Origin of the sequence: Pseudomonas sp. BNK-45 (genome assembly GCF_047456255.1) — a bacterium.
Lineage (GTDB): Bacteria > Pseudomonadota > Gammaproteobacteria > Pseudomonadales > Pseudomonadaceae > Aquipseudomonas.
On sequence record NZ_CP179909.1, the window covers coordinates 4,132,066 to 4,146,793 of the forward strand.

The following is a 14,728-nucleotide window of genomic DNA, read 5'->3' on the forward strand; positions in this document are numbered from 1 at the left end:
TAGTTCAGAATTTCAAATTGCGTAGTCCATTGAGGGTGGTCAGGTTGCAGTCCAGTGCCCCTTTGCTGGGACCGTTGTTTTGCAGGACTACGTTGAGCTGGGTCAGGTTGCTGACCAGGTTGCTGTTGCCCAGCAGCCGGGTGTTCTGCAGGACGTTGCCCTGGCCCACCTGCTGCAAGGTACCGCCCTGGTTGGCGCTGGCCAGAATGGCCATCTGGATCCCGCCATTGAGCGCCGACACCGAGACACTGCCGGCGGCATTGCTGCCGGTGATGGTCTGGCCACTGAGCAGGGCCTGGCCGGGGTTGCTGCTCAGGCCGGGCGCCTGATTGGCTTCGCTGACATTGATGCTGACGTTGTTGTAGGCGCTGTTGCCGTCGCCGGCGGCGCGCACCACCTGAGTCACGCCCTGGCCGGTGCCCAGGCCGGCGCCACCGATCACGTTGCCGGTGCCTTGAGAAGGCGTGCTGCCGTTGCCGGCCTGGTTGATGGTGGTGACGTAGAATTGCGGGGTGACGGTGGACTGTTGAATCTGCAGGGTGCTGGTGGCGCCGATCAGGTCGCCACTGGCGTTGCGCCAGGTACTGCTCATGACGATGCCGAAACTGATGATCCGTCCCGGCATCACGTAGCGGCCCCGCAATTGCGAGAGTTCCTGGTCCTGGACTTCGATGGGTTTGAAACCAGCATGGGCTGGAAGCGCTGCTGCCAGACAGGCCGCTGCCAGCCAGTATGTAGTCTTCATCTGCTGCTCCCGGAGCGTCCTGCCCCCCTTTTTTATCGTGGCGCGATCCCCTTAGAAGAAGTCGCTCTGGATGAAACCGAAATCCATCAGTTCCGCGTCTTTGACTGGGTAGAAGGTGTCGAGCTTGTTTTTCGCGGTCAGCGGGGCGGGCGGGTCGAGCAGGGCGTTGGCCTTGTCATAGCCCGGGCCGATGATGGCAAAGACGATGCCGTTCCAGCCCTTGACGAAGTCTTCATGGGTGTAGCGTTTGTGACCCAGCACCGGATCACCGATGTAGACCCAGTCTTTCTGGGCCCGCTGCATCACCACGAAGTGTTTGTAGCCGCGAATTTCCATCAGTACGACCACCGGGATGGTCACCGCCTCGAGCTTTTCCGGAGGAATCCGGTAACCCCTGGCGCGCATGCCGATGCTTTCTGCATAGCGTTTCATGTCAAGCATCGAGAAGCCCTGAGTCTGGACCAGCTTCTGGTCCGAATTCATCAGCATGCCCTTGATCACTTGTTCCTCGTTGACGTCCAGCCAGTAGGCCTGACGCAGGATGGTTGCCAGCGCTGCGGCGCCGCAACTGAAGTCGGTCTTCTGTTCGACGATGTCGCTGAATTTGCGCTCACGCACGCTTTGCACTTGCTTGAAGATCAGGCCGCCGCCCGCGAGTCCGGCCACGGCCATCTGTGCCGAGTACACAGGGCCGCATAGGCTCAACAGTAGAATGATGATCGCAGTACGCATGATCGTTACGCCTGGTGAGACTGTGGAAAAGCCCCGTTTCCGGGGCTTTCGTTACGATCGCTACTACATGCAGGCTTTGCAGCCGGCGGCGATGGACAGCGAGTTGCTTTGTTGGTTGCCCACACCGGCCGAGACGTTGGCGCCGCCGTTGCCGGAGAAGCCGTTCATCGAGTTGGTCATGCTGGCGTTGTTGACCACTGGGTTTTTCCAGCCGTCTTTGGTCAGCACTTGCTGGGTCCAGTAGCCGGCCAGTTCGATGGTGCCTTGTTCCTTGAAGGTGAGTTTCTGATCGTCGTTGCCGTGGCCTTTGTTGTCGCCATAGCCATGACCACTGTGATCGTCGCCGCCTTCGATCTTGCCGCTGCCGGTGCCTTTGTAGCTGCCGGAGGCCACGAAGCCGCCAGTGAGGGTGTCTTTTTTGTAGGCCTGGACACCTTTGTTATCCACCACCAGATTGGTGGAGGTTTGGTTGGCCGAGGCGGCGGCGGTGGCTACGCGACCACCGGACACGGCAATGGCCAGGTTGTTTTTCTGTTGGTTGAAGTCGCCGGCGGTGACGTTGACGCCGATGTTGCCGGAGCCGTTGTTGCCGGAGTTGTTCATCGTCGCGTTGTTTTGGGTCGACGAGTTTTTCACGTAGTTGTTGTTGTTGACCTGGGTGGCGCTGGAAGCGGCCACGGCGCTGCCGAAGATGAAGCTTTCATCAGCGGTTGCCAGGGCAGCAGCGTTGTCTTGTTGGTTGCCGTCGCCGGCGGCGACGTTGGCGCCCATGTTGCCGTTGGAGCTGTTCAGGGAGTTGTCCATCTTGGCGTTGTTGTTGGTGCCCTGATTTTTCACCACGTTGGTGTTGCTGTTCTGCACGTCGATCACTGCAGCACCGGCCCCAGCGGTGATTTGCAGCAGAGTGTTGAGATCCGGACCTTGGTTGTGATCGCCATGGCCGTTGCCATGACCGCCGTTGTGACCATGTTCGTTACCACCTGCCTGAGCGGCCATTGCCATGACTGCGGCCAGTGCGAAAACCAGTGGTTTGAGAGCCATTGTAGGTTTCATGGTGTTTCTCCGGTGCTTATTAGTTGGTTAAGTGTTGGTACTTTCTAATTGCACTACGACGGGTCAATCGGCGACCCGGATGCTCAGGGTGTTAGCCATGCGGTTCCCCACCCCGGCACTCTGGTTCACCTGAATCACCCCACGGCTGCCGGTGAAGGCCTGGTCGCTGGTAACGACCTGGCGGCTGCCTTGCTGAGGGTCAGATGCGCCCGAGCTTGGTAACAGCGCGACGTTCTGCTGCGAGAGCGCGCTGTCGTCGATGCTTTGCGGATTGGCGCTGATGCTGATCCGCAAGGCATTGACCATCTGGTTATTGGCCCCGGACGACTGGTTGACACCCAGCGCGCCGTTGCCGTTGCTGAAAGAGTGGCCGCCGATGGTGCTGCTGGCATTGACCGAGCGGTCGGCTGGCGTGGTGATCTTCTGGGTCACGCTGGTGCTGGCCTTGGCATTGGTGCCGATGGCGATGGCCCGCACGTTGGTCTGCTGTTGCTGGTCGCCGGCGGCCTGGTTGATGTTCAGGTTGCCGGTGTAACCCGAGCCGGAATTGTTCAGGGTCGCGGTGTCCTGGACCTGGGTGGCGCTGTCGGCCATGGCTGAAGTACAGGCCAGCAGGGCGATAAACAGCAGTGAGCGCTTCATCTCAGCGGCCTCCGATGTTGCTCAACGGCGCCATGCCGGAGCTGATGGAGCGGTTGATCGACCCGGAGATCGACGACCCGGAGCCGCCACCGTGGCCAGCGCTCATGCCGGGCAGGCCGTTGGGATTGGTCACCACGTTGAGGCCGGCGACCCCGCTGCCGTTGGGCATCACGGCGCCGCGAACCAGCGAACCGCTGTTGATGCCGGCGAACTCGCTGTCGCTCATTTCGTTGTTGAGTGTGCCGGTGACCGGCCCCGACGGATTGGCGTTGACCGTGGTCGGGTTGGGATCCAGATTCAGGGGACGACCGGCAGGGGTCGGATGCACCTGGCGTTCCAGAACGATCTGGCCATTGCCTGCTGCCAGGACCGGAAGGCTATGCACCGCGCTGACGGCACAGCCGATCAGCAGTAGGCGGGTGAAACGTTGCTTCAGAGTCCCCACGGCGGCATTCCTTCTTCTCAGTGCTGGCCCTAGTCAGCGTTGACAGGGAGAGAGCAGAAGCCGTGCCGCTTTTGATTTGTCTTGCATATTCAAGGGCTTGCGAATGCAGTGCGGAAATGGGCCGCCTGACTGTTTCATGCTTGAGACAGTTCGCCATGCCGGCCACTAGCCATGGCCTTGCAAATGCTCTGCAACAGGGGTTGCTGCAGGGGTGTATCAGTGACTTAACAGTTTCCCCCGCGCGTGACGCAGGCCCCGGAAATGGCGGCCTGATCGGCTGGGGAGTGTTTCAGAAATGGACACTCTGGTGCCCGGCCACCCTGCAGGATCAGTCCTGCAGCAGTTGCCGGACCTGGGCAAAGGCCTGTTGCCGGCGCGCCTGCCAATCCCCGCGAATGATCCGATAGGCTTGCCCATGGCGCTCCAGCCACTGCCGGGTGGCGGCAAAGAAGGCCAGGCGCTGTTCCAGTTGCGGCTGGCAGCGCTGACCGTCATCGCTCCAGTCCACATCCTCCGGTGATAGCAGCAGGTGCAGGTCGTAGTGGCGGGCCAGCAGTTGCGGCTCCAGCCAGGCCGGGCAATCGCCGAACAGGGCCTGGCTCCACAGCAGGTTGCTCAGCAGGTGGGTGTCGAGGATCAGCAGGGCCGGCTGCTGCGAGCGCGCCTGATCCTCCCAGGCCAATTGGCCACGGGCGATCGCGGGGATGTCCGCCAGGCAGGTGTCGCGGCGTTCCTGCTCGATGAAGTGGCGCACGTACTCGCCCACCTGGATGCCGCCGAAGTGCGCTTGCAGCTCGGCCGCCAGCCAGCTCTTGCCGCTGGACTCGGGGCCGGTGAGGACCAGCACCTTCACGATTGCAGGGCCGGGTCGGCGCGCCAGGTGCGCCAGCCCTGGACCGCCAGCAGGGTGAACAGGGCGTAGAGCGCGGCGGTCAGGTACAGCGCCTTGTAGACGAACAGGCCGACGAAGATCACGTCCACGGCGATCCACAAAGGCCAGCATTGCACGCGTTTCTGCGCCATCCACCACTGCGCCACCAGACTGAAGGCGGTCAGGGCGGCATCGAGCCAGGGCTGGGCAGCGTCGGTCCAGTGGGCCATGGCCGCGCCCAGCAACAGGCTGCCCAGCGCCCCCAGGGCCAGGCCCTGGAGCAGGCCGACGGTCTGCAACTGGCTGACCGGGCGCCCCTGATGCTGATCGCCACCCCGGGTCCATTGCCACCAGCCATAGAGCTGCAGCACGGCGTAGACCACCTGCAGGAGCATGTCGGAATAGAGTTTGACCTCGTAGAAGATCCAGCTGTAGAGCAGCACCATGACCAGGCCGATGGGCCAGCACCAGGGGTTCTGCCTGACCGTCAGCCAGACGGCGATCACGCCTAGCGCAGCGGCAAACAGTTCAAGCCCGGACATGGCGGTTCCTTGGGGAAGTGGAGGAGGGGGCGGATTGTACCCAGAGTCGGCCCCGGACGTTAGCCCGGAGCCGCGCGCCCGTGGCGGCTAGACGCGGAACTGGCGCAGCAGGCCGTTGAGCTGTTCCGAGAGCTCCTTGAGGTGCCGGCTGGCGGCGCTGGAGTGCTGGGCGGCCAGTGCGGTGCCCTGGGACAGGCCCGCGGCCTGACCGACGTTGTAGTTGATGTCCTCCACCACGTGGGCCTGTTGCAGGGTGGCGCTGGCGATCGAGGCGTTCAGGCCGTTGAGGGTGCGCAAGGCCTGGCCGATGGCGTTGAGGCTGGTGCCGGCCAGCCCGGCCTGTTCGATGGTCGACTGCGAGGCCCGGCTGCTGTCGCCGATGACCTTGACCGCGGCTTCGGAGTGACTCTGCAGGCGTTCGATCATGCCCTGGATTTCCGCGGTGGACTGCTGGGTACGCTGAGCCAGCAGGCGCACTTCATCGGCCACCACGGCAAACCCCCGGCCCTGTTCCCCGGCCCGGGCGGCCTCGATGGCGGCGTTCAGGGCCAGCAGGTTGGTCTGCTCGGCAATGGCGCGGATCACCTCCAGCACGCTGCCGATCTGGGTGCTTTCCGTCGCCAGGGTGCGGATCACTTCCACGGCCTGGTCGATGGTCGCGGACAACTGGTCGATCTGCTGCAGACTGCCGTCGATGTTGAGCTGGCCCTGCTGGGCCTGGGCTTCGGCTTCGCGCACTTCGCTGGCCGCGTGTTCGGCATTCCTGGCCACATCCTGCACGCCGCTGGTGACCTGACTGATGGCCGCAGCCACCTGTTCCATCTGCTGGGACTGTTGCTGACTGCGTTCCTGGGCTTCGCTGGCGTTGCTGCCCAGCTCGCTGGATGACTGCTCCAGTGCGGCAGCGCTGGACTGCAACTGGGTGACCACCCCGCGCAACTTGGCGGTGAAGCCATTGAAATGCCGGGCCAGCTCGGTGACTTCGTCCTGGCCATGGGTATCCAGGCGCCGGGTCAGGTCGCTTTCACCGCTGGCGATGTTGGCCATGGCGTGCACCGTCTCGCGCAGCGGGTTGACGATGCTGCGCACGATCAGCACCACCAGCACGGTCATCAGCAGGGCGATCACCAGGCCGATGGAGGAGGCCTGCAGGACCTGGGCATAGAACTCCTGTTGCAGGTCATCGATGTAGACCCCGGAACCGATGATCCAGCCCCAGGGCTGGAACAGCTGTATATAGGAGGTCTTCTGTACCGGCTGCTCGGCCCCGGGCTTGGGCCAGCGGTAATCCACCATGCCGGCGCCCTTGGACTTGGCCAGGGCGACCATTTCATTGAACACCTCGAAGCCGTCCGGATCCTTGACCGCCGCCAGGTTCTGTCCGTCGAGCTTGGGGTTGGCCGGGTGCATGATCATCACCGGCCTCAGGTCGTTGATCCAGAAGTAGTCATTCTGGTTGTAGCGCAACCCGCGGATGGCTTGCAGCGCCTGTTGCTGCGCCTGTTCGCGGCTCAGGCTGCCGGCGGCTTCCAGGCCCTGGTAGTAAGTGAGCACACCGGCGGCGGTCTGCACCACATGCTGGGTTTTCTGCGCCTTGGCCTGGTACAGGTCACCGTGAATCTGTCCGAGCATCATCACGCCCAGAGTCACCAGGGTCAGCACTGCCACGATCAGGATCAGCCACAAACGCTGACTGATGGACATCTTGCGCAAGCTATTCATCATCCGGTCACTCCTGGTTTTTGTACTTGTCATAAAAGGCCGTGTGCATCCAAGCACGCCTGCCTTCGAGCGCCTACCCTACGGAAGTCCAATAACATCGCGGTGTATTTTGCGCCTGTCTGTTAGGATTTCGGCGCCTTCGCGCAAAACCTGAACCTTTCTGCCCTTTTCACAGAATTTTCATGGGCTTGTGTTGAACTTACGGCCGGAAAATTTCACCTGCGCCCAGCGCAGTGACTGAGTCGACTACTTAAAAAAGAGGCATGCCACGAGCATCGCCTTATGGGGGATTAATGGATCTTTGGAGCGCCGCACAGGCATTGATACTCGGGATTGTCGAAGGCCTGACCGAGTTTTTGCCCATCAGCAGTACCGGACACCAGATTATCGTCGCTGACCTGCTCGACTTCGGTGGCGAGCGGGCGATGGCCTTCAACATCATCATTCAGCTGGGTGCGATCCTGGCCGTGGTCTGGGAGTTTCGGCGCAAGATCCTGGAGGTGGTGATCGGTCTGCCGAACCAGCCCAAGGCCCAGCGCTTCACGGTCAACCTGCTGATCGCCTTTCTACCGGCAGTGGTGCTGGGGGTGATCTTCGCCGACCTGATCCACGCCTATCTGTTCAACCCCATCACCGTGGCCACGGCCCTGGTGATCGGCGGGGTGATCATGCTCTGGGCCGAGCGGCGCCAGCACCGGGTGCACGCCGAAAGCGTGGACGAGATCACTTGGAAGGACGCACTGAAAGTCGGTTGTGCCCAGTGCCTGGCGATGATCCCCGGGACTTCGCGCTCCGGCTCGACCATCATCGGCGGGCTGCTGTTCGGCCTGTCGCGCAAGACCGCCACCGAGTTTTCGTTCTTCCTGGCCATGCCCACCATGGTCGGGGCCGCGGTGTATTCCGGCTACAAGTACCGGCACCTGTTCCAGCCTGACGATTTTCCGGTGTTCGCCATCGGCTTCGTCACGGCCTTCATCTTCGCCATGATCGCGGTCAAGGGGCTGCTGAAGTTCATTGCCAGCCACAGCTATGCGGCGTTTGCCTGGTACCGCATCGCCTTCGGCCTGCTGATCCTGGCGACCTGGCAGTTCGGCTGGGTCGACTGGACGGCGGTCAAGTCGTGAAGAGCGCCGGCCGCGCACCGCAGCCGGGCAGCGCTGCGCGAATCCGCCACCTGAGGTTCAAGCTGCTGGTGCTGGTCGTGCTGTGCGCCTTGCCGTTGTTCGGTTCGCTGTCCCTGTGGTGGCGCGGCATCTCGATCGTGCCCCTGGTGGCCTACGGCGCGGTCAGCCTGCTGACGTTCCTGTGTTACTGGCACGACAAGCGTCTGGCCCGGGCCGAGGGCCGGCGGATTCCGGAGAATGTGCTGCACGCCCTGGAACTGGCCGGCGGCTGGCCCGGGGCCCTGCTGGCCCAGCAACTGTTGCGGCACAAGACCCGCAAACTGTCCTATCAGACCTTGTTCTGGCTGATCGTGGCCTTGCATCAGGTCTACTGGATTGACCGGCTGTTCCTGGAAAACAGCCTGCTGAGCCTGTTCTAGAGCAGCAGCCCGACCTGCGCCCGCTTGGGCAACTTGCCCACCACCAGTTGATGGGAGCGTTGCAGCAGTGCCCGGAGTTCCTCGGCACCCAGCGGGTAGGGCGTTTGCATGATGATCCAGTGCGCCCGCGCCAGATAGGGCGCCGGGGCAATGCCCGGACGGTCGACATGGCCGAGAAACAGCTCCTGGTCGACCTTGAAGGCCAGGGAGCTGCCCCGCAGGTTCTGCAGGGCGAACATCTTGCTGCCGGCGATCGAGAACACGCGCACACCGCCCCATTTGTAGTCCTCGCGCGCCCCGGGCAGGTCCAGGCAGAACTGCGCCACTTGTTGTTCAGTGAGGATTGCGTCTTTCACAGCAGTCTTTCTCCACAGCCTTCGAAGGATTCGCTCAGGTGCTCGATCCAGGCCCGCACCGCCGGCAACACGCCGCGGCGGTGAGGATACACCGCTTGCAGCCAGCCGCCGGGCAATGACCATTGCGGCAGCATCTGCACCAGTTGGCCGCTGGCCAGTTCAGCCTCGCAATACAGCATCGGCAGGACGGTGCAGCCCAGGCCGGCGAGGGCACAGGCGCGCCGCACGATGAAGTCGTCGATGCCCAGGCGCGCTTCCAGGGCCAGGTCGCAGGCCTGGCCTTGCTGGTCCAGCAGGCGCAGGTGCACCAGCCGATCAGCCTCCAGGGCGCCGAGGATGGGCAGCTGCCGCAGGTCTTCCGGATGCAGCACCGGGTGCTCCTTCACAAAGTCGGGACTGGCGACGATTGCGGTTTGCGCCGGGCGCAGGCGGCGGGTCACCAGCAGCGGATCTTCATCGCCGTGTTCACGCACCCGCAGGGCCACGTCGATGCCTTCGGTCACCAGGTCGACGCGGCGGTTGAGCAAGAGCATTTCCAGTTGCACCTGGGGGTATTTCTGCAGGTAGCTGCTGACCAGCGGTGTCAGCAACTCATGGGCCAACCCCACCGGGCTCGACACCCGCAGGCGTCCCCGGGGTTCGCTGGCCATGCTGGCCACGGCTTCATCGGCCATTTCCGCTTCCAGCAACATCGCCTGGCAATGGCGCAAGTAACGCTCGCCCACGGCAGTGAGCTTGAGCTGGCGGGTGGTGCGTTGCAGCAAGCGGGCCTTGAGCCGCTCTTCCAGTTCGGCGATGCGCCGCGACAGCCGCGACTTGGGAATGCCCAGCAAACGCCCGGCGGCGGCGAAGCCACCGGCTTCCACCACCTTGGCGAAGTAATACAGATCGTTGAGGTCTTGCATGAGAGGAGGGCTCGATTGTCCTGCTGATGGGACGAACTATCGCATTTATGCCGTCTAATCAGCTATTGAATTCATCTGTAGGATTGCGCACATCCGATCGCCCAGTGGCGGTCCTCACTTGGAGATCCCAGATGAAACTCTTGCATATCGATTCCAGCATCCTTGGTGACAACTCGGCCTCCCGTCAGCTGAGCCACAGCGTGGTCCAGGCCTGGAAAGCCGCCCAGCCTGAGGTGACCGTGACCTACCGCGACCTGGCCGGGGATGCCATCAGCCACTTCTCCGCAGCCACCCTGGTGGCCGCCGGCACCGCCGCTGAACTGCGTGACGCCGCACAGCAGCATGAGGCCGAGCTCAGCGCCCAGGCCCTGGCCGAATTCCAGGCCGCCGATGCGGTGGTGATTGCCGCGCCGATGTACAACTTCACCATTCCGACCCAGCTCAAGGCCTGGATCGACCGCATTGCCGTGGCCGGCCAGACTTTCCGCTACACCGAAGCCGGCCCGCAAGGCCTGTGCGCAGGCAAGAAAGTGATAGTGGTTTCCACCTCCGGCGGCTTGCATGTGGGCCAGGCCACTGGGGCTGCCCACGAGGATTACCTCAAGGTGCTGTTCGGTTTCCTCGGTATCACCGACATCGAGTTCGTTCGTGCCCACGGCCTGGCCTACGGTGAAGAAGTGCGCAGCAAAGCCCTGAGCGATGCCCAGGCGCAAATCAGCGAGCAACTCTTCGCCGCGGCGTAAGGCTTATGTAAAGACGCTTTCCTGTACGGCAGGCAGCACTAGACTCTGTATTCTGATCACTGCTTGAAGTGATCAGGATGCGGAGTTTTTTTATTGGCGGTTTTCAGTATTTCTGGCCCAGGTTATGCACGTTTACCGATGAGCGCAGTGGTGCTTGCGCGCTGTGCATCCCAGGGGCTGGGCCGATCTCGCTACAAGGCCTTGGCGGCAAGGGATGGCAGGGGCAGGGGGCTTTCTCGATCCAGCGGCAAAGGTGGGCGTGTCATGAAACGTCTTGGTGCAGTGTTACTGATCTGCCTGCTCAGCAGCCTGATGACGGTGCAAGCCGCCCCCGGGCCACATCCACACTGGAGCGTGGGTTTCCATGAGATGAGCTTTCTCGATCCCCTGGACCTGCGGCCGATGCGCACCATCGCCTTTTATCCGTCCACCGGCATCGAGCACGCCAGTGTGCTCGAAGGCTACACAATCGACGCCTCGCGGGATGCCAAGATCGCCATTGGCCGCTTTCCGATGCTGATGCTGTCCCACGGCAATACCGGTACGCCCCTGGCCCTGCACGACCTGGCCACCTCCCTGGCGCGCAAGGGATTCGTGGTGGTGGCGGTGATTCACCCCGGTGACAACTCCAAGGACCACAGCCGCCTGGGCACCTTGAGCAATCTCTATGGACGGCCGATCCAGATTTCCGAAGCCATTACCGCGACCCTGGGCGATCCGATGCTGTCGCCCTTCGTCAATGCCGACCAGGTCGGGGTGATTGGCTATTCCGCCGGCGGCGAGACGGCCCTGATTCTTTCCGGCGCCACGCCCGACCTGGATCGCCTGCGGCGCTATTGCCAGGAGCGCCCCGATGACCGGGATGCCTGCAACACCCGGGGCGAGCTGATCGTCGACCGTGACGACCTGCAGCCCGTGGCCGATCCGCGAGTGCATGCGCTGATGCTGATGGCGCCCCTGAGCCTGAAGTTCGGCCGCCATACCCTGGCCGGGGTGCATGTGCCCGTGCTGCTCTACAGCGGCGATGGCGACCAGCTGGTGGCCCTGGACAAGAACGCCGCGGCCCTGGCACGCAAGCTGCCGGTGGCTCCGGACTTCAAGCTGCTGGCCGGCGCCGGGCACTTCGTGTTCATGGCGCCGTGCACCGCCGAGCAGTTGGCGGCCATGCCGGCCCTGTGCACCGACGCCGACGGTGTTGATCGCGAAGACATTCACCGCAACCTGATTGCCGAAGCCGGTCGCTTTTTCGCCCATACCCTGGGTCGCCCAAGCCGGGCCGGGATGCAGACCGCCGACCAGTAACTCAGGCACCGGCCCGGTGCTTGAGCAGCAGCGTCAGTCCCAGGCCGGTGATCGAGAGCAGGGCGGCGCAGAAGAAAATCCACGAATACCCCAGGTTCAGGGCCACCGCGCCCATCAAGGGGCCGGCGATGGCCAGGGCCAGATCGAAAAACACCGCATAGGCACTCAAACCGGCACCACGGCTGCTGTTGGGCACCTGCTTGATGGCTTCCACCCCCAGCGCCGGGTACACCAGCGACAAGCCGAAGCCGGTGAGCCCGGCGCCGATCAGCGCCCAGGCCGTGGACGGCGCCAGCCAGAGCAGGGTCAGCCCCAGGGTCTCGACGCACATGCAGGCAATGGCCGAGCGAAAGCCGCCAAAGCGGCTGATGCTGGAGATGAACAGCAAACGCGAGCAGATGAAGCACACCCCGAGCACCGTCAGGCAATAGGCGGCGCCGGTCCAGCCGCGGCTCAGGTAGAACAAGGTAATAAAGGTGGTCAGGGTGCCATAGCCGATGGAGGCCAGGCTGAGGCTGGCGCCGAAGGGGGCAATGCGCCCGAAGACCGCCCAGAACGGCAGGCGCTCGCCGCGAATCACCGGCACCGAGGGTTTGTTGCGAATCAGCAGCAGGGCCAGCACTGCCAGAACCGACAGGGCGATGCCCAGGCTGGTGAAACCGTATTGCTCAACCATCACCACCCCCAGCGGCGCGCCGATGGCAATGGCGCCGTAGGAGGCAATGCCGTTCCAGGAAATCGAGCGTGCCGTGTGTTCCGCGCCCACCTGGCCCATGCACCAGCTGATGGTGCCGACCCCGATCAAGCCTTGGGCCACGCCCAGCAGCAGGCGTGCGCCCAACAGCACGGCAAGGCTCAGCAGTGGCCAGTGTTCCAGCCACACTGAAATCAGGGTCAAAAGCCCGCTGAGGAGAATCCCCAGCAAGCCGTAGATGATCGAGCGCTTGGTGCCCACGGTGTCCGACATGCGCCCGGCCATGGGCCGGCTGAGCAGGGTGGCCAGGTATTGCGCGCCGATGGTCAGCCCGGCAATCACCGCGCTGAAGCCCAGCTGTTCGTGGACGTAGCCCGGCAGCACGGCGATTGGCAGGCCGATGCAGAGGAAGGCAATAAAGGTATAGAAGACGATGGAGACGATCTGCAGGGTGATCGCCATGGAGCTTTGAGCGGAGGTCTGTGGCTCGGGCATGAAGGCTCGTTCGCGGGCGGCGGTTAGAGAGCCGCATCATCGCGTGCCGCGATGATAAAAGGAAGCAGGCTAACTATCTTGCCCCTCCGCCCCGTAGGAGCTGGCTTGCCAGCGAAGGCGTTCTCAGGGGCAATGCCGACTCAAGGGCCTTTTCGCCGGCAAGCCGGCTCCTACGAGAGGGGGTGGTGCATACGAAAAAGCCCCGTCACAACGGACGGGGCTTTTCTTGACGCTTGTGGCTTGAAACTGGCTGCTGCTTTAGAACATCACGCCCTGGCTGCGCAGGTAGTCGTCGTAGGTGCCGCTGAAGTCGGTCACGCCGCTTGGGCTCAGCTCGATGATGCGAGTGGCCAGGGACGAGACGAACTCACGGTCGTGGCTGACGAAGATCAGGGTGCCCGGGTAGTTTTCCAGGGCCAGGTTCAACGCCTCGATGGATTCCATGTCCAGGTGGTTGGTCGGTTCGTCCATCACCAGCACGTTGGGCTTTTGCAGGATCAGCTTGCCGAACAGCATGCGACCTTGCTCACCACCGGAAATCACCTTCACCGACTTGAGGATCTCGTCGTTGGAGAACAGCATCCGGCCGAGGGTGCCGCGGATCATCTGCTCGCCCTGGGTCCATTGGCCCATCCAGTCGAACAGGCTGACGTCGTCTTCGAAGTCATGGGCGTGGTCCTGGGCGTAGTAGCCGATTTCCGCGCTTTCGGTCCATTTCACCGAACCGGCGTCCGGGGTCAGCTCGCCCACCAGGGTGCGCAGCAGGGTGGTCTTGCCGATACCGTTGGGGCCGATGATCGCCACGCGCTCGCCGGCTTCGACGGTGAAGCTGAAGTTCTGGAACAGGGTCTTGCCATCGAAGCCCTTGGACATGCGCTCCAGGGTCACCGCCTGGCGGTGCAGCTTCTTGGTCTGTTCGAAGCGGATGAACGGGCTGACCCGGCTCGACGGCTTGACTTCGGCCAGCTGGATCTTGTCGATCTGCTTGGCCCGGGACGTGGCCTGCTTGGCTTTCGAGGCGTTGGCCGAGAAGCGGCTGACGAAGGTCTGCAGTTCGGCGATCTGGGCTTTCTTCTTGGCGTTGTCCGACAGCAACTGCTCGCGGGACTGGGTCGCGGCGATCATGTACTCGTCGTAGTTGCCCGGGAACAGGCGCAGCTCGCCGTAGTCCAGGTCGGCCATGTGGGTGCAGACACTGTTAAGGAAGTGCCGGTCGTGGGAAATGATGATCATGGTGCTGTTACGCGCCGTGAGAATGTTTTCCAGCCAGCGGATGGTGTTGATGTCCAGGTGGTTGGTCGGTTCGTCCAGCAGCAGCACTTCCGGATCGGAGAACAGCGCCTGGGCCAGCAGCACCCGCAGTTTCCAGCCTGGAGCGACTTCGGTCATCGGGCCGAAATGCTGTTCCAGGGGAATGCCCAGGCCCAGCAGCAGTTCACCGGCGCGGGACTCGGCGGTGTAGCCGTCCATCTCGGCGAATTCGGTTTCCAGCTCGGCCACGGCCATGCCGTCTTCTTCGGTCATTTCCGGCAACGAGTAGATGCGATCGCGCTCGGCCTTGACCTTCCACAGCTCTTCGTGACCCATGATCACGGTGTCGATCACGGTGAATTCTTCGTAGGCGAACTGGTCCTGGCGCAGTTTACCCAGGCGCACGTTGGGCTCCAGCATGACCTGGCCGCCGGACGGCTCGAGGTCGCCACCGAGGATTTTCATGAAGGTCGACTTGCCGCAACCGTTGGCGCCGATCAGACCGTAACGGTTGCCACCGTTGAACTTGACCGAAACGTTCTCGAACAGTGGCTTGGCGCCGAACTGCATGGTGATGTTAGCTGTGGAGATCAATTACTTACCTACCAATGATTTAGCGCCGACCTTGAATCCACAAAGCGCGATCTGGAGCCTTCCAGGTCGGGCCGGTCTGAGTGTGGAGCTGAG

At 62.9% G+C, this 14,728-nt stretch carries 16 protein-coding genes; 4 read left to right on the forward strand and 12 right to left on the reverse strand.

Going from position 1 to position 14,728, the window contains the following annotated elements:
- Nucleotides 1–4: 4 nt before the first annotated feature.
- From ACMGG8_RS19005 to ACMGG8_RS19040, 8 genes are all read right to left on the reverse strand, one after another.
- Nucleotides 5–745 carry a hypothetical protein gene (locus tag ACMGG8_RS19005; RefSeq protein ID WP_060839376.1) on the reverse strand — a complete coding sequence of 247 codons (741 nt, stop codon included), beginning with the start codon at nt 743–745 and terminating at the stop codon, nt 5–7.
- A gap of 51 nt (nt 746–796) precedes the next feature.
- A complete protein-coding gene (locus tag ACMGG8_RS19010; RefSeq protein WP_060839375.1) occupies nt 797–1,477 on the reverse strand; it encodes a C39 family peptidase in 681 nt (226 codons plus the stop codon).
- 63 nt (nt 1,478–1,540) lie between these two features.
- Nucleotides 1,541–2,530 (reverse strand): hypothetical protein, encoded by a 990-nt coding sequence (locus ACMGG8_RS19015; protein ID WP_060839374.1) that lies wholly within the window; start codon nt 2,528–2,530, stop codon nt 1,541–1,543.
- 63 nt (nt 2,531–2,593) lie between these two features.
- Nucleotides 2,594–3,172, reverse strand: coding sequence for a hypothetical protein (locus ACMGG8_RS19020; RefSeq protein WP_060839373.1), 579 nt, complete (start codon nt 3,170–3,172; stop codon nt 2,594–2,596).
- Between the two features lies 1 nt (nt 3,173).
- A complete protein-coding gene (locus tag ACMGG8_RS19025) occupies nt 3,174–3,617 on the reverse strand; it encodes a hypothetical protein (protein ID WP_060839372.1) in 444 nt (147 codons plus the stop codon).
- 328 nt (nt 3,618–3,945) lie between these two features.
- On the reverse strand, nt 3,946–4,470 hold the full coding sequence (locus ACMGG8_RS19030; RefSeq protein ID WP_414158150.1) for an AAA family ATPase: 525 nt from the start codon (nt 4,468–4,470) through the stop codon (nt 3,946–3,948).
- The gene (gene pnuC, locus ACMGG8_RS19035) at nt 4,467–5,030 is read right to left on the reverse strand and encodes a nicotinamide riboside transporter PnuC (RefSeq protein ID WP_060839370.1); all 564 of its coding nucleotides are present in this window, start codon (nt 5,028–5,030) and stop codon (nt 4,467–4,469) included. The genes ACMGG8_RS19030 and pnuC overlap by 4 nt, the downstream gene beginning before the upstream one ends.
- Before the next feature lie 87 nt (nt 5,031–5,117).
- Nucleotides 5,118–6,752, reverse strand: a complete 1,635-nt coding sequence (locus ACMGG8_RS19040; protein WP_414159955.1) for a methyl-accepting chemotaxis protein — start codon at nt 6,750–6,752, stop codon at nt 5,118–5,120.
- A 293-nt stretch (nt 6,753–7,045) separates the two neighbouring features.
- Here ACMGG8_RS19040 and ACMGG8_RS19045 point away from each other — a divergent pair, with 293 nt between their 5' ends.
- Together ACMGG8_RS19045 and ACMGG8_RS19050 are read left to right on the forward strand one after the other, a co-directional pair.
- The gene (locus ACMGG8_RS19045; RefSeq protein ID WP_060843635.1) at nt 7,046–7,876 is read left to right on the forward strand and encodes an undecaprenyl-diphosphate phosphatase; all 831 of its coding nucleotides are present in this window, start codon (nt 7,046–7,048) and stop codon (nt 7,874–7,876) included.
- Nucleotides 7,873–8,295 (forward strand): DUF1294 domain-containing protein, encoded by a 423-nt coding sequence (locus ACMGG8_RS19050; RefSeq protein ID WP_414158151.1) that lies wholly within the window; start codon nt 7,873–7,875, stop codon nt 8,293–8,295. Before ACMGG8_RS19045 ends, ACMGG8_RS19050 begins: the two co-directional genes overlap by 4 nt.
- On the opposite strand, the gene ACMGG8_RS19055 is transcribed toward ACMGG8_RS19050, so the two are convergent.
- Nucleotides 8,292–8,651, reverse strand: coding sequence for an MmcQ/YjbR family DNA-binding protein (locus tag ACMGG8_RS19055; protein WP_016968591.1), 360 nt, complete (start codon nt 8,649–8,651; stop codon nt 8,292–8,294). The genes ACMGG8_RS19050 and ACMGG8_RS19055 overlap by 4 nt on opposite strands.
- Complete coding sequence (locus ACMGG8_RS19060; RefSeq protein WP_060839367.1) at nt 8,648–9,556, reverse strand: LysR substrate-binding domain-containing protein; 909 nt, start codon at nt 9,554–9,556, stop codon at nt 8,648–8,650. The genes ACMGG8_RS19055 and ACMGG8_RS19060 overlap by 4 nt, the downstream gene beginning before the upstream one ends.
- 131 nt (nt 9,557–9,687) lie before the next feature.
- Between ACMGG8_RS19060 and ACMGG8_RS19065 the strand changes: the two genes are divergently transcribed.
- Entirely contained in the window at nt 9,688–10,299 is a 612-nt protein-coding gene (locus ACMGG8_RS19065; RefSeq protein ID WP_414158152.1) for an FMN-dependent NADH-azoreductase, read from the forward strand.
- Between the two features lie 264 nt (nt 10,300–10,563).
- Nucleotides 10,564–11,601, forward strand: a complete 1,038-nt coding sequence (locus ACMGG8_RS19070; RefSeq protein ID WP_414158153.1) for an alpha/beta hydrolase family protein — start codon at nt 10,564–10,566, stop codon at nt 11,599–11,601.
- 1 nt (nt 11,602) lies between these two features.
- Here ACMGG8_RS19070 and ACMGG8_RS19075 read toward each other — a convergent pair whose 3' ends face one another.
- Both ACMGG8_RS19075 and ACMGG8_RS19080 read right to left on the reverse strand, forming a co-directional pair.
- Nucleotides 11,603–12,790: an MFS transporter gene (locus ACMGG8_RS19075; protein WP_414158154.1), complete on the reverse strand. Its 1,188-nt coding sequence runs from the start codon at nt 12,788–12,790 to the stop codon at nt 11,603–11,605.
- Between the two features lie 258 nt (nt 12,791–13,048).
- Nucleotides 13,049–14,635 carry an ABC-F family ATPase gene (locus ACMGG8_RS19080; RefSeq protein WP_016965368.1) on the reverse strand — a complete coding sequence of 529 codons (1,587 nt, stop codon included), beginning with the start codon at nt 14,633–14,635 and terminating at the stop codon, nt 13,049–13,051.
- Nucleotides 14,636–14,728 lie beyond the last annotated feature (93 nt).